Annotated in this window: 19 protein-coding genes, 1 pseudogene and 2 riboswitches; of the genes and pseudogenes, 14 read left to right on the forward strand and 6 right to left on the reverse strand. The window is 38.5% G+C overall.

The window, feature by feature from the left end; genetic code table 11:
- Positions 1 to 8: 8 nt before the first annotated feature.
- Together KVT27_RS04460 and KVT27_RS04465 are read right to left on the reverse strand one after the other, a co-directional pair.
- The gene (locus KVT27_RS04460; RefSeq protein ID WP_036147691.1) at positions 9 to 776 is read right to left on the reverse strand and encodes a YibE/F family protein; all 768 of its coding nucleotides are present in this window, start codon (positions 774 to 776) and stop codon (positions 9 to 11) included.
- Positions 773 to 1,897: a YibE/F family protein gene (locus KVT27_RS04465; RefSeq protein ID WP_217580818.1), complete on the reverse strand. Its 1,125-nt coding sequence runs from the start codon at positions 1,895 to 1,897 to the stop codon at positions 773 to 775. The genes KVT27_RS04460 and KVT27_RS04465 overlap by 4 nt, the downstream gene beginning before the upstream one ends.
- Before the next feature lie 207 nt (positions 1,898 to 2,104).
- Between KVT27_RS04465 and KVT27_RS04470 the strand changes: the two genes are divergently transcribed.
- From KVT27_RS04470 to KVT27_RS04495, 6 genes and pseudogenes are all read left to right on the forward strand, one after another.
- Positions 2,105 to 2,266 carry a hypothetical protein gene (locus KVT27_RS04470; RefSeq protein WP_008176578.1) on the forward strand — a complete coding sequence of 54 codons (162 nt, stop codon included), beginning with the start codon at positions 2,105 to 2,107 and terminating at the stop codon, positions 2,264 to 2,266.
- A gap of 241 nt (positions 2,267 to 2,507) precedes the next feature.
- A complete protein-coding gene (locus KVT27_RS04475; RefSeq protein ID WP_233300899.1) occupies positions 2,508 to 4,133 on the forward strand; it encodes an ABC-F family ATP-binding cassette domain-containing protein in 1,626 nt (541 codons plus the stop codon).
- Positions 4,134 to 4,245: 112 nt separating this feature from the next.
- A riboswitch (FMN riboswitch) is annotated at positions 4,246 to 4,371 on the forward strand.
- 118 nt (positions 4,372 to 4,489) lie between these two features.
- A riboswitch (FMN riboswitch) is annotated at positions 4,490 to 4,615 on the forward strand.
- 206 nt (positions 4,616 to 4,821) lie between these two features.
- A complete protein-coding gene (ribE, locus tag KVT27_RS04480; RefSeq protein ID WP_217580822.1) occupies positions 4,822 to 5,460 on the forward strand; it encodes a riboflavin synthase in 639 nt (212 codons plus the stop codon).
- Between the two features lie 27 nt (positions 5,461 to 5,487).
- Positions 5,488 to 6,078, forward strand: a pseudogene (gene ribB / locus KVT27_RS04485) (3,4-dihydroxy-2-butanone-4-phosphate synthase); the annotation flags it as partial.
- Between the two features lie 45 nt (positions 6,079 to 6,123).
- On the forward strand, positions 6,124 to 6,591 hold the full coding sequence (gene ribH / locus KVT27_RS04490; protein ID WP_008176574.1) for a 6,7-dimethyl-8-ribityllumazine synthase: 468 nt from the start codon (positions 6,124 to 6,126) through the stop codon (positions 6,589 to 6,591).
- Positions 6,592 to 6,741: 150 nt separating this feature from the next.
- Positions 6,742 to 8,205 (forward strand): spore germination protein, encoded by a 1,464-nt coding sequence (locus KVT27_RS04495; RefSeq protein WP_036147698.1) that lies wholly within the window; start codon positions 6,742 to 6,744, stop codon positions 8,203 to 8,205.
- Between the two features lie 228 nt (positions 8,206 to 8,433).
- Here the strand turns inward: KVT27_RS04495 and KVT27_RS04500 are convergent, their stop codons facing one another.
- Complete coding sequence (locus KVT27_RS04500) at positions 8,434 to 9,741, reverse strand: ATP-binding protein (protein WP_036124672.1); 1,308 nt, start codon at positions 9,739 to 9,741, stop codon at positions 8,434 to 8,436.
- 466 nt (positions 9,742 to 10,207) lie between these two features.
- On the opposite strand from KVT27_RS04500, the gene KVT27_RS04505 reads away from it, so the two are divergent.
- The 5 genes from KVT27_RS04505 (at position 10,208) to KVT27_RS04525 (ending at position 13,378) form a co-directional block, all read left to right on the forward strand.
- On the forward strand, positions 10,208 to 10,756 hold the full coding sequence (locus tag KVT27_RS04505) for a histidine phosphatase family protein (RefSeq protein WP_036124675.1): 549 nt from the start codon (positions 10,208 to 10,210) through the stop codon (positions 10,754 to 10,756).
- A gap of 13 nt (positions 10,757 to 10,769) precedes the next feature.
- A complete protein-coding gene (locus tag KVT27_RS04510) occupies positions 10,770 to 11,615 on the forward strand; it encodes a GNAT family N-acetyltransferase (RefSeq protein WP_036147699.1) in 846 nt (281 codons plus the stop codon).
- A gap of 70 nt (positions 11,616 to 11,685) precedes the next feature.
- Positions 11,686 to 11,907, forward strand: coding sequence for a DUF2829 domain-containing protein (locus KVT27_RS04515; RefSeq protein WP_036147701.1), 222 nt, complete (start codon positions 11,686 to 11,688; stop codon positions 11,905 to 11,907).
- A 56-nt stretch (positions 11,908 to 11,963) separates the two neighbouring features.
- The gene (locus KVT27_RS04520) at positions 11,964 to 12,719 is read left to right on the forward strand and encodes a 3-oxoacyl-ACP reductase (protein ID WP_036147703.1); all 756 of its coding nucleotides are present in this window, start codon (positions 11,964 to 11,966) and stop codon (positions 12,717 to 12,719) included.
- A gap of 149 nt (positions 12,720 to 12,868) precedes the next feature.
- Positions 12,869 to 13,378, forward strand: a complete 510-nt coding sequence (locus KVT27_RS04525; RefSeq protein WP_305799928.1) for a QueT transporter family protein — start codon at positions 12,869 to 12,871, stop codon at positions 13,376 to 13,378.
- An 84-nt stretch (positions 13,379 to 13,462) separates the two neighbouring features.
- On the opposite strand, the gene KVT27_RS04530 is transcribed toward KVT27_RS04525, so the two are convergent.
- The 3 genes from KVT27_RS04530 to KVT27_RS04540 form a co-directional block, all read right to left on the reverse strand.
- The gene (locus KVT27_RS04530) at positions 13,463 to 16,561 is read right to left on the reverse strand and encodes a copper amine oxidase N-terminal domain-containing protein (RefSeq protein WP_217580824.1); all 3,099 of its coding nucleotides are present in this window, start codon (positions 16,559 to 16,561) and stop codon (positions 13,463 to 13,465) included.
- Positions 16,562 to 16,847: 286 nt separating this feature from the next.
- Complete coding sequence (locus KVT27_RS04535) at positions 16,848 to 18,191, reverse strand: TldD/PmbA family protein (RefSeq protein ID WP_036124684.1); 1,344 nt, start codon at positions 18,189 to 18,191, stop codon at positions 16,848 to 16,850.
- Between the two features lie 3 nt (positions 18,192 to 18,194).
- The gene (locus KVT27_RS04540; RefSeq protein ID WP_008176557.1) at positions 18,195 to 19,583 is read right to left on the reverse strand and encodes a TldD/PmbA family protein; all 1,389 of its coding nucleotides are present in this window, start codon (positions 19,581 to 19,583) and stop codon (positions 18,195 to 18,197) included.
- Between the two features lie 177 nt (positions 19,584 to 19,760).
- Between KVT27_RS04540 and KVT27_RS04545 the strand changes: the two genes are divergently transcribed.
- From KVT27_RS04545 to KVT27_RS04555, 3 genes are all read left to right on the forward strand, one after another.
- Complete coding sequence (locus tag KVT27_RS04545) at positions 19,761 to 19,985, forward strand: transcriptional regulator SplA domain-containing protein (RefSeq protein WP_012293724.1); 225 nt, start codon at positions 19,761 to 19,763, stop codon at positions 19,983 to 19,985.
- A gap of 12 nt (positions 19,986 to 19,997) precedes the next feature.
- Complete coding sequence (splB, locus tag KVT27_RS04550; RefSeq protein WP_036225437.1) at positions 19,998 to 21,026, forward strand: spore photoproduct lyase; 1,029 nt, start codon at positions 19,998 to 20,000, stop codon at positions 21,024 to 21,026.
- A gap of 165 nt (positions 21,027 to 21,191) precedes the next feature.
- The gene (locus KVT27_RS04555; protein WP_150907888.1) at positions 21,192 to 22,127 is read left to right on the forward strand and encodes an arginine deiminase family protein; all 936 of its coding nucleotides are present in this window, start codon (positions 21,192 to 21,194) and stop codon (positions 22,125 to 22,127) included.
- The last annotated feature ends 7 nt before the right edge of the window (positions 22,128 to 22,134 follow it).

Here is a 22,134-nt window from a genome sequence, read left to right on the forward strand (position 1 = left end):
TGCGAGTATTATTCTACTTTTTCTCGTGTTTTGACTAAATAATAAGCATTGACGGAGGAAGCGATAGGAATAATGAGGGCAATGCCGATGCCAGCGCAAAAAATCGTCATCATTTCTGCGCTAAAGACTTTGGAATTGACGATTTCACCAATAGAATAAGAAAGATCCTTAAACCATATTAATAAACTTAAATAGCCACCAAAGAAAGCAAAAAATAAAGTATTTGTATCGGTTCCTAAAATGTCTCTTCCAATACTTAATCCAGAGGTAAACAGTGACTTTCTACTAATCGAAGGATTACGATAAAAAATTTCATGCATCGAAGTCGCGATGGAAATGGCAACATCCATTATGGCGCCAATTGTACTCATAATAATGACCGATGCCCCTATCTGCACGAAATTCACACCAATATAGAGAGAAAAAATACTTATTTCCTCCGTTGATTCTTCGCCAAAGCCTTGAATCATCGTTTTTTTCGTTACTAACGTAATAAAAAGTAATAAAACAACGATCGTCACCATTGTAGAAATAAACGCTGTAATGGTTTTACTATTCGTTTTATTAATATAAAACAAACTAATGCAACTGATAACAGTGCACGCAATAAACGTCAGGACAATAGGGCTGTTTTTAGGGTTTGTCATAAGAAAAATAGTCACAAAAAGCACGCCGAAATTTAAAAATAAAGATAGAAATGAGCGTAAGCCTTGCTTTCCTCCGACTACCACCATTAAGAAACATAAAATGCCTGCCAATACAACGATGACATTCATGCTTTCACCCTCTTTCGATTAATGAAAAAAATAACGGTATATTGACTAATCGGTATGGTGAGGACGACTCCAATGCCTCCTGCAAGTGCACGAGCTAGCTCTAATGAAAGATTCAAAGATAGTGTCAGTCCTAATGTTGAAGAATTTTTCAAATAGAGTATGACCATTGGTATGGAGCCACAAATATACGCGAAAAATAAAATGCTTGTAATGGTGCCCATAATGTCTTTTCCAATTTCATGACCGGATGCTTTTAAAGCTTGTAAAGAAATACGAGAATCCTGTTCGTATAGGGCGAAAATAGAAGAGGACATCGTAATGGCAACATCCATAACAGCCCCAAGTGAACCAATAAATAAACCAGCCATAAAGACGGTTCGGTAGGGACGTGTTAAAAATTGCATTTCCTCATAGCGTAGACCATTTTCCCCCGTCAGCCACATCACAGCTGTGCTAATTATGAGGGCTATCATTGTCCCTAGAAGTGTAGAGATAATGGCTGCATATGTTTTCGTATTCAAACCACTAATCAGTAACAAGGAAATAACGGTAAATAATAGGACACAAACCCCACTTATAAATAATAAATTGAGGCTGCCATGCTTTACGTAAAGGTCTAATGCAAATGTTAAAATGCAGGCATTTACGACTAAGCTAATAATGGCAAATAAACCTTGTCTCTTACCAATGATGAGTAGCACAAGGATAAAAATCCAAGCAATCATCATAATTGTTTGATCTCGTTTCAAATCGAGAATGGTGCCCGTTAACTCTGATTGTGTTGAATGTGCGTCTATGGCGACAAAGATTTCATTGCCGACATGGTATTCTTGATCAAAGGCACCAGATGAAGAATAGTCATTCTTCAAATTAATCGTTTGTCCTTTGTGCTGCCCATTTTTAAGTACGGCTTTAATTTGCTGTGTATACAACATATCTTCATTCTCATACATATCTGTTATTGGCTCAGAATCTGTCACTTTGACTTTCAGAATTTCAGCAATAGGTCGATCATAAAATTGTTCATTATGATGAACGAAAAAAATAGATAGTGCACAGCCAAGTAATAACAAGGCATAGAAAATACGTTGTTTATACGTTATGTTTTTTAAATAGTGCAATGGAATGACCTCCAAACTAGTGGACTGAATAGTCACTTGTACAGGAACGATTTTAAGAATTGTAAGTTCCAATATATTCTCAAGTTTAACGATAGGAATGATAGATTCCAAGGCATTTATGCTATAAAAAAGCGGGAGGACATTTGTATTCTAGTAAAAAATATGATAGATTATTTAATACTATAAATTCGAAAGGAGGGCGAAGTAATGGAAACTGTTTGTGCGAAAGGTTTAACTGAAGTAGAGGTAAAATCTTACAATCTTTGTGGGGATTTGCTGGCTAAGGGAGAAGTGTGCCCTTTTTTAAGCAAATTTCATATCGATGCAGGTTCCGGTTGCTTTTTGCCTTCTTTATTTCTTACTGATTGACATCCAATTAAATGGGATGTATAGATTGCTAGACGCCGGTTCGTAACGGCGCTTTTTTTGTTTAATTATAAAATTTAACATACCCTTTTTCTCATAGGGATGTTTGTAAGGTGCCGTTTTATGACGGCGCCTTTTTTGTGTTTGAAAGGAGTGAAAAGTGATGTGTAACCTTATATGTCCATTTATTTCTTGAGCAATTCGCTTAGTAGTAATGGATAAAATAAATAAGGAGATTGAAAAAATGATACTTCAATTAAATGGAATTAGTAAGAGCTACTTGGGAGAACCGATTCTTTCAAAGATAACCATGAAAATAGAACGTGGCGATCGGATTGGACTTATAGGTGTAAATGGGGCAGGAAAATCAACGTTACTAAAGATCATTACAGGGGATCTTCCCTATGATGAAGGCGATATTTTTATAGGGAAGGGAATGAAACTAGGCTATTTACGACAAGATAGTGGGTTGCAGTCAGACCATACGATTTGGACTGAAATGCTTGGGGCATTTACTGAGCTTCAAGAGGCTGAAAAGGAACTCCGAGAGCTGGAAATGCAGATGGGTGAGCCTTCCTGCATAAATGACCATGAAAAGCTGGAACAAATAATGACGAAATATGCCAGCAAATCAGATTGGTTTTCACAGCAAGGAGGCTATGATGTTGAGGCAAAAATAAATAGTATGTTAAATGGTATGGGCTTTGGTAGCATCCCAACAAACACACTTATCGAATCATTAAGTGGTGGACAGAAAACTAGGCTGGCACTTGCTAAAATTTTACTAGAGCAGCCGGACTTGTTGCTGTTAGATGAACCAACTAACCATTTGGATTTTGCGACTTTAAATTGGCTTGAGAGCTATTTACGTGGCTATCAGGGAGCTATTATTGTTATTTCGCACGATCGTTACTTTTTAGATGCCCTTGTCAATAAAATTTATGAGATTGAACGCACCCATGGAACAACATACAGCGGTAACTATTCGAAGTATGTGGAAAGCAAGGCGAAAAATCGCGAATTAATGGAAAAAAAATATACGATGCAACAGCAGCAAATCGCCAAAATGGAGGATTATATTGAGCGGAATATTACGATGGCTACTTCCTCGAAAAGCGCTAAGAACAAAAGGAAGCAGCTTGAACGAATAGATCGTCTTGAAAAGCCTCAGAAGGATCTAAAACACGCACAAATGACATTTGCTACAGATAAGAGATCTCATAAAGAAGTGTTGAAGGTAAAAGATGTAGTGCTCTCCTATCAGCTAGAAGATAGCAAAAAAATATTATTGCAAGATATTGAGTTTTCATTGGATAGAGGCGATCGGGTCGCATTAGTAGGTCCAAATGGTGTGGGGAAATCAACGCTTTTGAAGGCGTTATTACATGAATTGTCTCCGGACCGTGGCGTTATCACATGGGGAAATGGTGTGACAATCGGCTATTATGATCAAGAGCAAGAGACATTACATCCTAATAATACGGTATTACAAGAGGTTTGGAGTACTTTCCCTTCAATGGAAGAGGCAAAAATACGATCAGTACTCGGTAATTTTTTATTTACGAAAGAGGATGTATTTAAAAAGATAGCCTCCCTTAGCGGTGGGGAAAAAGCACGTGTAGCGTTAGCAAAGCTTATTTTGCAAAAAGCCAATGTACTTATAATGGACGAGCCGACCAATCATCTTGATTTATTTAGTAAGGAAGTATTGGAGGAGGCGCTATTGCAGTTTGATGGCACCTTATTATACATTTCTCATGATCGTTATTTTCTTAATAAGCTAGCCAATAAATTGCTTGAATTATCACCAACTGGGATGACGGCCTTTTCGGGAAATTATGATGATTATGTTCAAAAAATAAGCCATTAAAGGATTTAGGGGCCACCTCTATAGCAAGAGGTGGCCCCTTTTTAAAAAAATTACAAACAGAAGTATAGATAATATAATTAAATAGTGTTATCGTAAGAACTAGCTAAATAAAATGATCCTTCGGGGTAGGGTGAAATTCCCGATCGGCGGTGATGAAGCAATTCAAAGTCCGTGAGCGCAAGCTGATTTGGTGCAAATCCAAAACCGACAGTAACAGTCTGGATGGGAGAAGGGTATAAGTGCGAGCTTTTTAAATTCAATGTAATTTAGAAGGTCTATTTAACTATGCATTTATGACACTACTTCCCGCAAATATGTTGGGGAGTTTTTTTATTTAGCCAATCAATTGAATAGAAGATGTTCTTCGGGGTAGGGTGAAATTCCCAATCGGCGGTGATGAAGCAATTCAAAGTCCGTGAGCGCAAGCTGATTTGGTGCAAATCCAAAACCGACAGTGATAGTCTGGATGGGAGAAGAACAAATAAGATACTAGTCTATGGAAAAAATGTATATCCAAATAGGCTTATTTATTGATGTCTTATACTCCCAAAACCCCTTTGTCAAAGGGGTTTTTCTTTTTATATGAGCTTTAAGAAGGGAGACGGATAGAAACGTAAGAGTGACGGATAAAAACTCAAAAACCACAGATAGAAGCTATGAAAGATCAGTGTGAAAGCAGGTGAAAGAAATGTTTACAGGTATTGTGGAGGATATTGGCACTATTAAAGCCTTGCAAAGCGATAAGAACAGTATGAAAATTACGGTTCAATCATCTAAAATTGCTGAAGATGTGGGATTAGGGGATAGTATAGCGGTCAATGGTGTTTGTTTAACGGTGACTCATTTTACGGATCAAGAGCTTACGATGGATGTTATGCCTGAAACCGTCAAAGCTACAAATTTACATCAGCTAACAATAGGGGATCCGGTTAATTTGGAGCGTGCGATGTCTGCTAATGGGCGATTTGGGGGCCATTTTGTTGCTGGTCATGTCGATGGTGTTGGGAAGATTTTACGAAAACGTCCGATGGCCAACGCGGTTTATATTGATATCGAATTGTCTGAGGAACTAACAAATTTCTGTATTCTGAAGGGCTCCATAACGATTGATGGCACAAGCTTAACAATTTTTCATGTTGAAACGAATCAGGTCACGATTTCACTGATTCCTCATACTTACAAGGAAACGATTTTAGGTATGAAAAAAGTGGGCGCTTTCGTCAATATTGAAACAGATTTAGTCGGTAAATATATTTTAAACGAAATGAACAATGGGCAAGGCAAGTCAATGATTACTAGAGATTATTTAGCACGACATGGTTTTTAAAATCACATAATGAGGAGATGAAAAATAGTGCTACATGCAATTGAAGATGCCATAGAGGATTTAAAGCAAGGTAAAGTAATCGTCGTAGTGGATGATGAGGATCGGGAAAATGAGGGGGATCTTCTAGCGCTTGCTGAATTTATTACTCCGGAAACGATCAACTTTATGGCGACTTATGGCAAAGGGCTAATTTGTACGCCGATTTCGCAGGAGCTAGCACATCAGTTAGATCTGCACCCAATGGTTCAGCATAATACGGATAACCATCAAACAGCCTTTACCGTAAGTATCGATCATATGGACACAACAACGGGAATTAGTGCCTTTGAGCGTGCATTCACTATACAAAAAATGTTGGGGTCTCAGGCAAAAAAAACTGATTTTCGTCGGCCAGGACACATTTTTCCACTAATCGCAAAGGATAATGGTGTCTTAGAGCGAAGGGGCCATACGGAGGCGAGCATTGATTTAGCCAAGCTTTGTGACAGTATTCCTGCTGGAGTGATTTGTGAAATTATGGGAGATGATGGTCACATGATGCGCTTTGATGAGTTGACAAAGTATGCAGCACATCATGGATTAAAAATGATTTCCATTGAGGCGTTAGCCGCTTATCGAAGTCAATCATTTACAACAAACTAATAACGAGGGAGATATAAAAAAATGGGTCAAACATTTGAAGCACAATTAATTGGGACGGATTTAAAAATTGCGGTAGTCGTAGGTCGATTCAATGAGTTTATTACAAGCAAATTATTAGATGGTGCAATGGATGGATTAAAAAGACACGGTGTAGATGAAGCATCCATTGATGTTGCATGGGTGCCAGGAGCTTTTGAAGTGCCTTTTATTGCGAAACAATTAGCAGAGACAAAGAAATATGATGCCATTATTGGTTTAGGGACTGTTATTCGTGGTTCTACAACACATTATGACTATGTGTGTAATGAGTCGGCAAAAGGTATTGCGAATGTATCCTTAACGACCAATGTACCAGTTATTTTCGGTATTGTTACAACAGAAAATATTGAACAGGCGATTGAGCGTGCGGGAACAAAATCAGGTAATAAAGGCTATGATTCCGCGATATCGGCAATTGAGATGGCTAATCTACAAAAAATGATTGGTTAAGAGCATCCTAAATAGGTTATCACAGTATTTGTTTCTTGAATAATTTTTATGTCCATGGGAAAAATATGCCTAAGTATATTTATTACATGTCGTAGTTTTCATAAATGTACTAAATTTGAGTAGGCTCAGTAGGAGATGAGAAGTATTTCAATGGAACAAATGATGAATTTGAAAATGTTGAAATCACTATTTCAACGCTCTGCTGATATAATATTCCAACAGTATAAATTTCAGCAACATACAGTCCATATGATAACCTGTGATGCTATGATAGACGAAGAACTCCTTCAAACGGTTGTGGTCGAACGTGTTCAATCCTTATTTAACTGTGGTTCTGATGAAACGTTAGAGGAGCTTATCGAACAGCATCTTCATGTGCCCTATTTACAAAAGGTCACTAAGAAAGAAGATATGATTACAAGAGTCTACAAAGGCCATGTCTTATTATATTTTGAGGAAGATCATTTGATTTATTCCAGTGATATTTCAAATAGACCTAATCGTGAGCCAGGGGAAACAACGCTTGAGTTAGTTGTAAAAGGACCAAGAGATGATTTTATTGAAGATGTATTTATTAATATAGCTTTATTACGAAAACGTTTACCTACGAATTCATTTAGTGTAGAAACATTAGAAATCGGTCAACGCTCTAAAACAACGGTAGCCGTACTATATATGGAAGACATTGTGAATTTAAATATGCTAGAACAAATCCGATTACAATTACAAAAAATTGATACAGATATTGTCGTCAATGGTGATTTACTGATGGAGGCAATTGAACAGACGGCTAAAGTTCTCCCTAGACATGATTATACGGGAAGACCCGATTTTGCTCTTCAAGCATTAATGAGAGGGAGAATACTAATAATGATCGATGGCGTTTCCTATGCCATGATTATTCCTGCCAATATTATGCTGCTCTTTAAAACATCTGAGGACAATGAATATCCAATCATTGTCAGTTCAATGGAACGGGTGCTCCGAATATTTGGGATACTGATCAGTATGTTACTTCCTGGTTTTTGGCTAGCCGTAACAACCTATCATCAAGAGCAGCTCCCCTATCTTTTACTTGCGACAGTGGTTGAATCAAGAACGGGATTACCGTTCCCGACGATACTTGAAATCATGATGATGCTATTTATGTTTGAAATGTTCCGTGAGGCCAACTTACGCTTGCCAAGTGCCATCAGTGGCTCGATCAGTGTTGTTGGAGGGTTAATAATTGGAGATGCTGCGATTAAGGCTGGCGTGACAAGCCCTTCGATGATTGTTATCATTGCGATTTCAAGCATTGCTGCATTTACATTGGTCAATCAAGCCTTTGTAACAGCAATGAGTATTTTTCGATTAATTATCATTTTATTTTCAGCCTTTTTCGGTCTTTTTGGATTTTTTATTTCGGTCTTTTTCATTATTATCTATGCAGCAAATATGCGTGTACTCGGTGTGCCCTATATTAATTTTAGTGCAGATTTTGAACAGGGTAATATTGGAAAATCCTTACTGCGTTTATCACCGAAGGGTTATAGTCTAAGACCGTCCTTCCTAAAACCACAGGACCGGACACGAACGGCAAATAATAAATCAAAAAAAGATAAGGGTGTATGACCGTTACCTGACATCAGACTATAGACAAGCTCAAAAAATTGGAGTTTGCCTATAGTCTTTTTTTATAATTAATGCCACTACGGGAGATGAGCTGGTTCCAATCCACTTTTAAGAACTCTGTAGTGCTGAACGTCTTTTCTCCGCATATGAAAGAGAAAGAATAACAAAAACCATTGAGAGTCATTATCTTCTCAATGGTTTTTGTCTAAAGCTCTCTACATTTTGTAGCTATTTGAAGGGAATATGGACGATGGCAGTCGTTTCAAGATGTTTCGATGATTCAATCGAAATATCTCCATGATATTTATGGACGATTTCTTTCACAATAAATAGTCCTTGTCCTCGAATTTTCCCATTTTCATGCTTCTTCGTAGAGAATCCTTGTTTAAAGATTTGGTTTGCGTCTACAATATTCGGTCCTGTATTCGTAATTTTAAATTCATATTGTCCTTCATCAGCTTGACAACAAATCATAATTTTACGTTGCCCCTCAGGCAATTCATTCGCAGCATCAATCGCATTGTCAATTAAGTTCGATAGAATCTTGATTAAATCGGTCGTTTTAATTTTATTAAAATCGCCCTGAGAGATGGTGAAATCCATATCAATATTATGATTCTGTGCTGTTAGCTTTTTCGTTTGTAATAATATGGATAAACCTGGATGGTCAATATTTAATTTTAATGATTTAATCGCTTGTACTTCTTTCGACAGTGATGCTAAATATTGTTTTGCTTGATCGGTTTTTTCTAATTGTAAAAGGCCATGTAAAACTTGGATATGGTTCGTGAAATCATGACGTAACGATGACACCGAAGTAATCAACGTTTTGATCTCTGCTTGGTAAGTGTCTTCTGTGGCGCCTACTTCCTTCGCTACCTCTTTTTGGTACCATCTTTGTAAAAATAAAAAAGAACCAGCAACAATTAAAATAAATACACCGTTGAAAATAAAAATAAATAGGTTATCTTCAATCACTTTGCCTTTAATACCATTCAATGTATCTGCACTTATATCAATGCCCAGGTAACCGATTATTTGGCCTGTATCATCTTTAATTGGCGCACCAACAGATAAATAAGAACCATGGACTGAATCATGGATTACTTCTGTGACATAGGTTTCACCATGATAGGCTTTTTCTACTTGTTTAGCTGGAACAGTACAAACCTCACCTATTTCAAATCCTTTTTTTAGTTCACTTGGCAGACCCATCACCATTGCTTTTGATACCTTTGGATTATCCACCTGCAATGTATAAACAAATAATGCACCTAGCTTTATCCTTGCATCATTTAAGTAACTTCTTACTTCCCAATAATAATCATTCTTTTGCGGATTATTCAAAAATTGCTGATAAGCAATTGTATCGATGGAAGCAGCAATGGAATTAGCAGCCTCTAGACTTTGATTAGCAATCGATTCTTCAACGGTCTTTTTAATTTTTACATAGGATGTAATGATGTTTAAACTTGTAAACAAACATAATAAAATGGTGGATAGAATTAATATAAGCTTTATTTTTCGATTTTTCATATTACTCGGGACTTCCTCATCTATTAATATTCTAGAATATTAATTAACTCTATTTTTTGTTTGTAAACCAAACAATGCTTGTTTATCCTACATAAATTAAAACACAAAATCAATATGACTTTAAAATTACACACCGTAAACACTAGTTTAATAATCCTTTACAAGAAAGTAAACTAAAAAGGTGAAACAGTATATTTTAAGTCTCATTTCCTATACTCATGGAAAATTCAAAAAGTTTCTAAAACAAAGGTCACATAAAAAATGAGTGGGTGCCAGTCATATATAATCTTTTCCCTTATATTTGTAGATAAAGTACTTTATATAAAAGTTAAAAGAAATGAGGAGCGGCAACTCCTGCAGAAATCGACAGTTCCTTTATTTCCATGTGAAAAAATAGGGAGCTTTTTTCTATTTGTAAGACATACATTACAAAGAATAAAGTGATAAAATGAAGGGGATGAAAGAATTGGAAAAGGATCTCCTGAAATTATTAAAAGAGGGAGGACTTATTTTATATGCAAGACATGGGACTGCAACAGTTGGTGTAGATCAAGTAAATGGTCTATTTCAAAGTTGTCAGTATCAAAGAAATTTATCCGAACAAGGCCGTCATGAGGCTGTATATTATGGCCAAATGTTGCGTTATTGGCAAATTCCCATCCTTGCGCCTATCACTGCAAGTCCTTTTTGTCGAACGATTGAAACAGCTCAGTTGGCTTTTCCCAATGTTCAGGTACAAATAGACCCTTTTATGTTTGAGATTTTTATGTTAGGAGGAAATCTTTCGACTGTTCAACAAAATTCAATTCTAACGGCTTTTCAATCTATGCTGGAAATGAAACCACCAGAGGGAATCAATAGAGTCATAATTGGTCATAGTTTTCCGAAAAATGTGGGACTAGGGGTCATCTCGAATATGGGCACGGTTATTATAAAACCTAAAGGTTTAGGTCAAGGATATGAAGTTTTGGGGAAACTGACATTAGAAGATTTAGCAAAATTGGATTCCATTTGAGATGAGGGAAACGATGAATATTAAAACAGTTGCACAATGTACATTAGAGGAAGTATTACGGGCGTGGAACAAAGGCTTTGAAGGATATTTTGTGCCCATTGATATGACGGCAGAGATGTTTTTACAACGGCTTGTTGGGGAGGGACTGTCAGCTGAGCACTCCATTGTCGCTTTTGACGATCATGAACCCATTGGTATTGTCATGAACGGCTTTCGTCACATAGATGGCAAGAAAATAGCATGGAATGGAGGCACGGGTATTTCGCCTACTTATCGTGGGAAAGGCGTTTCACGATTACTAATGGAGGAAACTCTAGCTATCTATGAACGAGAAAATGTTGAAATTGCCACACTGGAAGCAATAAAGGAAAACTCAGTAGCAATTGCTTTGTATGAAAGATATGGCTATGTTATAACCGATCATCTTCAGTTTTTAAGTGGGGAATATGAGGCGAAGGTAGAACATACGTCAGCTATTAGGACTGAAATAATTCGCCCAGAGCAATTACCTCATGTGCCGTTTTATCAGGAAGCTATCCCTTGGCAATGTAGCTGGCATAGCGTTAAGCAGGGAGAGGCTAGGGTTTTCTATAATGAAGCAAATGATGTGCTCGGCTATATGTTATATAAAACAGTGTGGGGGAAACAGGGTGAGGTGGAGCGGGTCATTCTGTATCAATTGGAAGTATTAGAAGAGTATAATGTCGATTTACTAGTGCGCTTCTTAGCCAGTGTGACAGCTCAGAAGGTGAATATAACCGCCGTTAATTTCCGAGCAAGCAACCCAGCAACGAGCTATTTAGTGGCAAATGGACTAAAGGTGACGACAGAGCAGGTACAGATGAAAAAGCAAATCTAACCATAGTTGTCAACCTAACGAAAATCCAGTATACTAATGCGATAATGAATGGGAATAGAGGATGAAGGACATGACGTTTGAAGAAATATTACCACGCTTAAAAGCAGGAGAAAAAAGTATTCGTGAAGGCTGGGGCGGTGCTGAACTATATGTGAAGCTAGTTGGTCAAAGCCAACACGATGGTGAGACTTTGAATCCTTATTTTTTAATTAATGTACGCGGAGAAGGCTACACAATGTTCACGCCTACAGTATGTGATTTATTAGCAGAAGATTGGATTGTCGTTGAATAATAATAGGAGAAGTCATCTCAATTGTGAGGTGGCTTTTTTTGGTAAGGAGACATGGTATGAAGTTTGAAGAATATAAAAATAAAACTGTTTTCATTACGGGGGCAGCGTCTGGCATTGGATATGCTCAAGCACTTGCATTTTTAGAAAATGGTGCGAATGTATTTGGATTTGATATAGAGGTACGAGGGTTAGTCCAATTACAGCAGCAATATCCAGAGCATTTTGCCTATATGGTAGGCAGTGTTTGTAGCCAACAAGATGTGGAACAGTCGTACGAAGCTGCTATTTCTTCATTTACACAAATTGATATTTTATGTAATACAGCAGGCATTTTAGACGGCTTTGCCAAAACGCTAGATACAGACGAAGCACTGTGGGATAAAATTATGAACACGAATGTCAAAGGAACGTTTTTTGTGACCAATAGAATCTTGTCTCATATGATTGCACGTGGAGCTGGTACGATTGTCAATATGGCTTCAATTGCTGGACTTGTTGCAGGTGGTGGAGGAGCGGCCTACACAGCTTCTAAGCATGCTATTGTTGGCTACACAAAGCAGCTAGATTTAGATTACTGTAGAGCGGGAATACGGGCTAATGCAATTGCTCCTGGAGCCATACAAACGCCGATGAATCAGGCAGATTTTGAAGGCGACGGGGAAATGGCGAAATGGGTGGCAGAGGAAACGCCAGCTGGACGCTGGGCACAACCTCAGGAGGTGGCCAATTTAACCTTATTTTTAGCAAGCTCAGCAGCAGATTATATGCATGGCGCTGTCTTACCAATCGACGGCGGCTGGTTGACCAAGTAGCATTGTTCATTCAGTTATTCTTCTGCTATAATACGCAAGTAAGAAAAATTGCTTGCACTACGGCACTTCAGATAGGGCGCTAAGCTCTCTTCCTTTGGTCGTAGTTATTACTAAAATAGCGATTAGCTATTTTACAAAGGAGAATAAAATTGAATACTTCGATTGTAAAAGATTCAAGCCGTATGTCAGTAAGTGAGTTGACAAAGACGGCTCTTGTTGCAGCTCTTTATATTGCTGTAACAGTTTTATTGTCAGTCATTAGCTTTGGCGCTGTTCAACTACGATTGTCAGAAATGTTTAATTATCTGGCATTGTACAATAAGCGCTATGTAGTAGCAGTGACGTTAGGCGTCATACTTGCAAATTTCATGTCGCCCACATGGATAGTAGATGTGCCGATTGGTGGGATTGCCACCTTCTTAGTCTTATTACTTTGTAGAAGTCTTACAAAGCATATCGCTAATGATATTGGAAAAATGGTAGTGACAGCCCTGATATTTGCTGTATCTATGTTTACGGTTGCTGGGCAATTAACTATTCTTTATGACCTTCCTTTTTGGGCTACATGGTTCACAGTGGGAATTGGAGAATTATTGTCTATGACTGTTGGTGGACTGACAATTTACTTATTAAATAAAAAAATAGATTTGTCTAAATAATTGAATGATTATAGCATGATCCATACAGCAAGAAGGGACTCCCATTGGTCAATAAAGTACCATTGGGAGTCCCTTCTATTTATCCTATTGGTTAACTTGAGCGTCTTTGGACGCCTCACCACTAGTATTATCAGGCTTTGCCAGAAGCATCACTGAATTGGACGTATTTGATAGATAATTTCCTTTGCCCACAGCTAAAACCTTAGCCACATATTCTGTGGATGCTGTGAGTGGTTTTCCAAATGCATCCAAATCTATATTTAGACTTTGACTTACATTGGGGAGACCATTCTGATAAATTCTAGTACTATTATTATTGTTAATGGCATCACTATCTTTGAAGCTATCTGCTTGATTTTTAGGTAGCATAAATACTCTATATTCCGTTACATTTTGTCCGTTATTGACCTTGAAGCTAATTGTAATATCGGAATATTTATTAGGACCCTCAGTAAAACTCAGTTGCACATTCTCCATCGTTACAGGTGCAGAGTGATCCACTAAAGTAATAGAAGAAGATGGGTAGGATAAGGTATACATGGCCTTGGCATTTCCATTACCTACGGACAATATATATACACGATACTCTTCACCATTCGTGATAAGTCTTCCATCTATATCTTTACTATCAGTTGCCAAACTCATACTAGATTGACCTTTATTTATATCTGTAAAATTAGCGACTTTACTAGCTGCGTTCACATCAAAGCCATTTGCTTTTGATGCGGGTACGACAAGAATGCGGTAACTACCTATATTCGATTCATCAGAAGGCTTGGAGAATGATATTTGTAAATCTCGACCATCTCCATAATCACCAATATCGCTTGCAGTAACATTACTTACCGCTTGAACAGCTTTACTTTTACTAAGTGTTATTACAGGCGAAGCGGAGGATAGGGCATAGGTATTTGGAGAATTCCCATTGGAAACAGTCAGTACATAGACGCGGTAGCTAGTTCCTTCCGTAATATAATTACCACGCACATCCCTAATCCCATCCAACGTTCTAGTTGTAGCGGTATTCCCACCTTTGCTCTCTGTGATGTAATAATTGCTACTATTGGCTTGTGAAAGATTAAAGCTGCTGTAATACGCTGTCGGTACGATTAGAATTCGATAATGATTGACATTTGATTCATTAGAGGGCTTCGTAAATGTTACTTGCACATCACGGCCATCACCATTATCGTCTATATCTGTGACATTTAGATTGGTTACAGCTTGCACATTAAAGTTCTTATTTAATGTCATCGTAGACGTCGGCGCAGAAAGTGCATTGCTTCCTATGCCATTCGCGACAGTTAAAACATAAATACGGTAGCTAGTACCTTCCTTGATCGTATTACCGCGCACATCCCGAGTATTTTCAGACAACGTTTGCTCATACGTAGATTTTCCAGATTTGTATACAGTCGTATAATTGCTGCTGGATACATTATTTGCTTCCGTCAGACTGAAGCTATTGTAATATGCTGTTGGTACAACTAGAATCCGATAGTGACTAATGATTGACTCGTCTACAGCTTTATTGAAAGAAACAAAGAGGTCACGTCCATTGCCATAATCACTTACATCGCTAGCATAAAGATTCGATACTGCACCTGCATTGCTGCTAAATAGCGTAATCGTATTGGAGACTGAAGACAGCATATTATTCGCTGAGTTATTTGCTACGGCCATAACGAACACACGATAGCTAACTCCATTTTGAATGGGATATCCGTCAGTATCTCTTGCCCCTGAAGAGAGCACCTGAGTAATATTGTAGCCTGTTTTATTTACTTGTGTGTAATAAGTGCTAGATAAGCTGTTCGCCTTCGTCAATGTAAAGTTCGAATAGTTGTTAGCTCTTACTACAAAAATTCGGTAAGCGTTGATAGTAGATTCATCGGACACTTTATTGAAGCTCACTCTCAAATCTCGCCCATCCCCAAAGTCATTAACGTCATTCACTTGTGTAATAATCGGTGTAGACATTGTATTTTGACTAAGTGTTACTGATGACGATCCAGTTGACAGCTTATTTCCTAATGAATTCGTATTACTTACAGATAGAACGACCGCTGTATAAGGTACGTTGTTTTTTATGAGATCACCGGCAGTATCACGTGCAGTGGAGGACAAAGTCCCTGTCAAAATACTGCCGTTACTGCCCGATTTATTCACAGTTGTATAGTAGCTGCTTGATAAATTATTCGCAGTAGTCAGATTAAAATTGTTAGCATCCCTAGTTTTTACGATAAACACACGATAATTAGTAATATTGTTATCATTTTGCGGACGAGTGAAGCTAACGGAGATATCGCGCCCATCGCCAAAATCGTTTATATCATACATTTTCACATTTGTTACCTCTGTAACAGACGACAAATTGGTTAAGGTAATTTTTGCAGAAGAACTCGATAAAACGCTAGAATAAGAACCTTTCCCAACAGCAAGGATACGAACCACATATGGCTGATCATTTCTAATATAGTCTCCGTCCACATCTCTTGAATTCTGCGTTAAAGTAATAGCACGGTTCGAACCTGATGTAGACACTACTGAATAATTAGAAGGAGAGACTTTCAAGGCAGATGCCAAATTAAAGCTCTTTGAAGCCTTCAACACCATTACCCGATAATGATCGACGTATGATTCTGTAGATGATCTGGAAAAGCTAACCTCCATGTCACGCCCATCTCCCTGATCATTGACATCGCGAACCGATACATTGCTCGCAGGAGAAATACTAATATTGCTTGGTGTGTCATCAGATATAATCGTTACGGTCTGATTTCTTGCGTTCCAGTCAACTTCCTGACCAAGCGCTTCACTTACGAAGCGGACTGGTACCATTGTTCTGCCTCTTAAAATTTGTGCTGGTACATCAAGTGTAACGGACTGGCCATTAATAGTAGCTACCTTCGATTTCATCTTGAGAACTACTGTTGTATCTCCTTTATAACCTGTTACCGTTTGACTCCTTGAATCCCAATTTACACTGGCACCCAATGCCTCAAAGATTGCTCTAAGTGGTAGCATAACCCGCCCTTGAATCATTGCTGGCGGCTGATCGGTCTTTAATTGAACCCCGTCCACAGTAATTGTGATGGCTTTTGCCGCTTGTGCGGTTGCCGGTTGCAGCAATAGCGGTACAATAAGCATTGCTGCGAAAAATAAAGTCCATATTTTTTTCATAAATTCCACCCTTCTTCATGCCATATGACTGACGCAGCATGACAACTAATTTAACGTATCAAAGGTCTAAAAGTTTCACCATTTTACCTCTAAAAGAAAATTTAACCATTAGTGACTGTGTAGCGGTATTTCCTAGGGAGGTGGATCGACTAAAATAGAGGATCACACTGATCTTTATAAAATAAAGAAGGCAACCCTCTTACCCATAGTCACTTCCACCGAATGAGAGGTTGGTGACTATAGATAAAAGAATTGCCGAGAAATTAGAATGGCTTACTTTTTGGTATTATTCCACTGTTACTGATAGTTCCTTTACAAGCAGAGATGAGGAGCCATATCCTTGTGGCAGGAAGTAAAGCTCAGAGCTAGTTTCTTTAATATCATGTAGGACCTCGAAAAAATTACCAGCTATGGTCATTTGCTTAACAGGGGAGGCAATTTTACCATTTTTAATATGAAATCCTTTTGCAGCAACTGAAAAATCACCTGAAACCGTATTCGTACCAGAGTGAAGCCCAGATAATTCAGTAATCAATACACCATTACTAACTGAGTGAATTAACCCATCTAGCGTTTTCTCACCAGTTGAAATATATAAATTTTGAGGCGCAATCGTTAACGCTCCCTTATAGGAATGTTTATGGGCATGCCCAGTTGTTTCGCAGTTATCTTTTTTAGCCGTTTTTCTATTATGCAGAAGTGTTTGGAGTGTACCCTCTAAAATGATTTCCTGCTCTTTAGTTGCTACACCCTCACCATCAAAGCTTGCTCCAGACAATGCGGCAGGATGGAATGGAGTGCTCAGCAATGTAACGGCTTCTGATGCCACTTTTTGCCCAACTTTTCCTTTTAATAGAGATTGATCTTTTTGAGCATTTTCAGCGGACAGTATCGGCATAAACGTTTCTAATAAGGAGGCTGATGCATCAGAGCGAAGAATGATTGGATATTTACCACCTGGAATCGATTTTTCACCTAAATTCGCAAGAGCTTCCTCAGCTGCTTCCTTTGCAATAGCATCCGCCTGTAGAGAATGAAAATCACGTGTCATTTTCAAATAACTGCCTGTTTTCATTTCTTCGCCCTCTTTTACAACTGTGGAGAGGAAAATCACGAAGCCGTTCTCCTTATGGGATAAGGCAAGATTTTTACTATTCACTAATGAGCGTTCAGCCGTAAATTCTTCCATGAAACAATAATCAAGAGTAATAATGCGTGAATCGTATGCACGAATCTTTTCCTCGATGGAACGAAGAAGCTCTATTTTTTCTGAAATTCCGATCGTTTCTAATTTTTCATTGTAATAGTCATAAGATGGGTATTCGGAGCTGCCATCATAAATAGCTATGCCCTCATCCTCATCAAGTATGATTGCATTGGCTTTAGCGCTATTAATTAAAAAGGGAATTGAATCATCGTCTAGCTTTTCCGTATAGGAATAGCCCATTTTACCGTTGTAAAGTCCTCGTAGGCTTAGACCTCCGTCCTCAGACGTTTCGTAGCTATCAATCTCGCCCTTGTAAAGCATGCATTTGATTGATTTATTTTGTTCATAATAAACCTCAGCTTCTATAAAACCAGCTTCATGTGCCTGATCTAATAGTTTTTCCTGGTATTTAGCAATATTCATCCATTATTCCCCCTTCGTTCCACCAACTGTTATTTCACTTACGCGAATCATTGGCTGACCTACATTGACAGGAAGACTACCACTTAGAGAACCACACATACCTGCTCCATGTGCGAGATTATTACCTACTCGATCAACAAGCTGCAATGTTTTTGCGCCATTGCCAATGAGTGTAGCGCCACGTACAGGGCGTTCGATTTTTCCATCTTTGACGATATAGGCCTCCATTACCGCAAAATTATAATCGCCAGTAGAAGGGGAAACTTGTCCACCTCCCATATACTTTGCGTAAATACCATACTCTGTCGATGCGATAATATCGGCTGGCGTAGATGAGCCTGGGGCGATATACGTATTGGTCATACGTGATGTAGGGTTAAATCGATAGGATTGTCGACGAGAAGAGCCTGTTGGCTGTGCATCCATACGGCGAGCATTAAATTTATCAATTAAGTAACCCTTTAAAATACCATTTTCAATTAAAATGTTTTTTCTAGTTTTTTCTCCCTCGTCATCAATATTTAATGAGCCCCACTCGTTTGGAAGTGTACCATCATCAATATATGTAACAATTTCAGGAGCGACTCTTTCACCGATACGATTGGCAAATACGGAATTATTTTTGGCAACAGCAGTTGCTTCTAAGCCATGTCCACAAGCCTCATGGAAAATGACGCCACCGAATTCATTATCAATAATGACGGGGAATTTACCGCTTGGACATTCATCTGCATGAAGCATTGTGACTGCGATACGTGCAGCTTCACCTGCATAATGGTTTAGGTCTAGCTTTTCAATAAATTCAAAGCCTGCATGTGCACCTGGGCCATAGAAGCCCGTTTGTACCTCAGTACCCTCTGTAGCTGTGGCTTGCATACTAAGTCTACTGTGAACACGCGTATCCTCAACAAATTTACCTTCTGAATTTGCAATTAGTACATTTTGTTGTTCATCGAAATATCGAACTTTTACCTGGTGAATTCGGGGGTCATATTGTCTGGCAATCGAATCTGCTTGTCGCATAACAGCTGTTTTTCTTGCATGCTCCACTGTATGAGGCATGTGAAGAATTTGATGAATAGGCGTGATGATCTCTTTATGAAGAGGGTGAATGGTACCCGATCCACCACCTTTGATGGCTAAGGCTGCACGTTCTGCCGCTGCAAGTAAACCTTCCTCAGAAAAATCATTGGTATACGTATAAATGCTTTGAAGTCCTGAAAAAATACGGATGCCGATTCCAAAATCACGCCCAGTAATACTTTGTTCAATCTTGCCGCTTTGTAAGACGAAGTCATTGACATATTTATCTTCAATAAAAATTTCTGAAAAGTCCCCACCAGTCGCTAGAGCGGCTTCAAGGACATTTTCAATAATGGATTGTTTGATCATATATCTTCCTCCTTTTCTTGATTATACCAAATAGTTAAAAAATTCTGCATTATCCTATTTTCCTAGATTTGAAGATAGGGTCACATAAATTTATGTATATTACATAAAAAATTTTTTTATGACATATTTCTCTAATCATTTCACCACACTAACAGAAAGACAGAGGAAGGTGAAAAGATGCAACAACCATATAATGTCGGAGATATCGTTTATATTTTTTATCGGAATCCTCATATTCAGGATGTAGCGAATATACAGGAAGCCGCGGTGGTCAATCATCCAGAGCAACCAGAGGAGCTAGCTGTATTTCTATTTGAAACCTATTATCCGATAACGAATGACATGTTAATTTTTTCAAGTGAAATGGCGGCTGAGCAAGCCTACCACCAGTATTTTCATTGAGGGAGGATTACGATGAATAAGCCATTTATCCCTCAGCTCGTCTATTTTGAGCCTGATGCGCTCCACTATCCGTTAGGTCAGGAGTTAAAAGAAAAATTTGAGCAAATGGGGATTGAAATACGTTATACAACTTCGCATAATCAAGTAAGAAATCTCCCTGGAGACAATGATTTTCAAAAGTATCGCGTAGCGAAATCTACTTTGGTGGTGGGCATTCGGAAAACGTTAAAGTTTGATACATCCAAGCCCTCCGCTGAATATGCCATTCCATTTGCAACTGGCTGTATGGGCCATTGCCATTATTGTTATTTACAAACAACGATGGGGAGCAAACCTTATATTCGTACGTATGTCAATGTAGATGAAATATTGGAGCAGGCGGATCATTATATGGCTGAACGAGCTCCTGAGATCACACGTTTTGAGGCATCCTGTACGTCCGATATTGTAGGGATTGACCATCTTACACATACATTGAAACGTGCTATTGAGCATTTTGGACAAAGTGAGTTAGGTCAATTACGATTTGTGACGAAGTTCCACCATGTGGATCACCTATTGGATGCTAAACATAATGGTAAGACAAGATTCCGTTTTAGTGTCAATGCGGATTATGTTATTAAACATTTTGAGCCAGGAACTTCTCCATTAGCCAAAAGAATTGAGGCGGCTGGGAAAGTGGCAAGGGCTGGCTATCCGCTCGGTTTCATCGTCGCCCCCATTTATCTACATGATGGATGGCAGGAGGGCTATTATCAAATGTTTGAGCGGCTAGATGCTGAATTACCAAAGGATGTACGAGAGGATATTACGTTCGAATTTATCCAGCATCGCTTTACGAAGCCAGCTAAGCGTGTGATTGAAAAAAATTATCCTATGACAAAGCTAGAACTTGACGAAACCGTGAGAAGGTATAAATGGGGGAAATATGGAATAGGTAAATACATTTATCAAAAAGATGAGGAAGAAGATATTAAAGAACATTTATATGGCTATATGAAAAAGTTCTTTCCACAAGCAAAATTAGAATATTTTACGTAATGAGAGAGAGCCTTTGTCGTTCTCTCTAAATTTTTATTTAAGCTACATATGGTTCAATGAAACGACGCTTCAATTCATGGTATTGTTTGTGACTGCTGCTATTGTATAATCCCCCTTTCAATGGTAACGCTAACAGAGAACGACAAGCAGAAGGGGAGAACAAGGATGGACTCATTTCAAGTAAATTGTTGGTCGGAGCATGAGGAACTAAAGGTGGTCATGCTTTGTGCACCTTCGATAGTAGATGTAACTGATTCAAAAATAGCTGAGCAGGTTGGGTGGAGTGGGCCTGTCAGCCATCATAAAGCTATGGAAAATTTCCTGGCTTTGAAGATAACTCTTGAAAACGCTGGGGTAAGAGTGATTGATTATGCCGAAGAATTATCAAATGAACAGCAGCTGTTAAGTGAGCAGCTCATTAATCGTTATTTTGTGCGCGATTTAGCCTGTGTTGTGGGACAGCAGCTTTTACCTGGAAATGCAGGGAGCTCGTTAAGGCGCCCAGAGTATCCACATGCTCATGCTATTTTAGCCAAGTGGTTTCCTGAACAATTTATGCGTAAAGCACAGCCCTCTCAATCACTTGAATGTGGGGATGTGATGCTATTAAATAAGGATGCAGTTCTCATGAATCTAGGGATGAGAACGTCAATAGTGGCTATTGAAAGCTTGAAGGAGCGCTTTTTTCAACAAGGATTTTCAGAAATTGCGGTCATTGATTTACCGAAGGGCAATGATACGCTTCATTTAGATATGAATTGTAATGTTGTACACCATAACTTAATGATTGCAAAAAGCTTTGTGCGTTATTTTCCTGTACAGGTGTTCACACCCCAAGGGAATTATTATGATATGCCAGAACTATTTTTAAAGCGGCATGGCTTTGATGTTTACTGGCTCGAAACCTATAAAACCATTCCGGACATTAACTTGATTAATCTTGATCCAGAAACTTTAGTAATCAGTAAACAGGCATCTAAGCAGCAGTTATTAAAGCATCCGTTACTGCACAAAAAGAAATTACTTGAAGTGGACGTCACAGAGCTTGAAAAAGGTGGGGGAGGCATTCGATGCATGACATTGCCTTTAGTCAGAAAGTAGTGAAGGG

Source organism: Lysinibacillus sp. GbtcB16 (assembly GCF_019091145.1).
Lineage (GTDB): Bacteria > Bacillota > Bacilli > Bacillales_A > Planococcaceae > Lysinibacillus > Lysinibacillus fusiformis.

What these genes read in the sequence shown, in the direction of transcription:
- KVT27_RS04555 (WP_150907888.1), top strand. Translation starts at nt 21,192, where the DNA reads ATGGACTCATTTCAAGTAAATTGTTGGTCGGAGCATGAGGAACTAAAG.
- KVT27_RS04535 (WP_036124684.1), bottom strand. Translation starts at nt 18,191, where the DNA reads ATGAATATTGCTAAATACCAGGAAAAACTATTAGATCAGGCACATGAA.
- KVT27_RS04470 (WP_008176578.1), top strand. Translation starts at nt 2,105, where the DNA reads ATGGAAACTGTTTGTGCGAAAGGTTTAACTGAAGTAGAGGTAAAATCT.
- KVT27_RS04460 (WP_036147691.1), bottom strand. Translation starts at nt 776, where the DNA reads ATGAATGTCATCGTTGTATTGGCAGGCATTTTATGTTTCTTAATGGTG.
- KVT27_RS04520 (WP_036147703.1), top strand. Translation starts at nt 11,964, where the DNA reads ATGAAGTTTGAAGAATATAAAAATAAAACTGTTTTCATTACGGGGGCA.
- KVT27_RS04475 (WP_233300899.1), top strand. Translation starts at nt 2,508, where the DNA reads ATGATACTTCAATTAAATGGAATTAGTAAGAGCTACTTGGGAGAACCG.
- KVT27_RS04515 (WP_036147701.1), top strand. Translation starts at nt 11,686, where the DNA reads ATGACGTTTGAAGAAATATTACCACGCTTAAAAGCAGGAGAAAAAAGT.
- KVT27_RS04495 (WP_036147698.1), top strand. Translation starts at nt 6,742, where the DNA reads ATGGAACAAATGATGAATTTGAAAATGTTGAAATCACTATTTCAACGC.
- KVT27_RS04545 (WP_012293724.1), top strand. Translation starts at nt 19,761, where the DNA reads ATGCAACAACCATATAATGTCGGAGATATCGTTTATATTTTTTATCGG.
- KVT27_RS04500 (WP_036124672.1), bottom strand. Translation starts at nt 9,741, where the DNA reads ATGAAAAATCGAAAAATAAAGCTTATATTAATTCTATCCACCATTTTA.
- KVT27_RS04510 (WP_036147699.1), top strand. Translation starts at nt 10,770, where the DNA reads ATGAATATTAAAACAGTTGCACAATGTACATTAGAGGAAGTATTACGG.
- KVT27_RS04530 (WP_217580824.1), bottom strand. Translation starts at nt 16,561, where the DNA reads ATGAAAAAAATATGGACTTTATTTTTCGCAGCAATGCTTATTGTACCG.
- splB (WP_036225437.1), top strand. Translation starts at nt 19,998, where the DNA reads ATGAATAAGCCATTTATCCCTCAGCTCGTCTATTTTGAGCCTGATGCG.
- KVT27_RS04540 (WP_008176557.1), bottom strand. Translation starts at nt 19,583, where the DNA reads ATGATCAAACAATCCATTATTGAAAATGTCCTTGAAGCCGCTCTAGCG.
- ribE (WP_217580822.1), top strand. Translation starts at nt 4,822, where the DNA reads ATGTTTACAGGTATTGTGGAGGATATTGGCACTATTAAAGCCTTGCAA.
- ribH (WP_008176574.1), top strand. Translation starts at nt 6,124, where the DNA reads ATGGGTCAAACATTTGAAGCACAATTAATTGGGACGGATTTAAAAATT.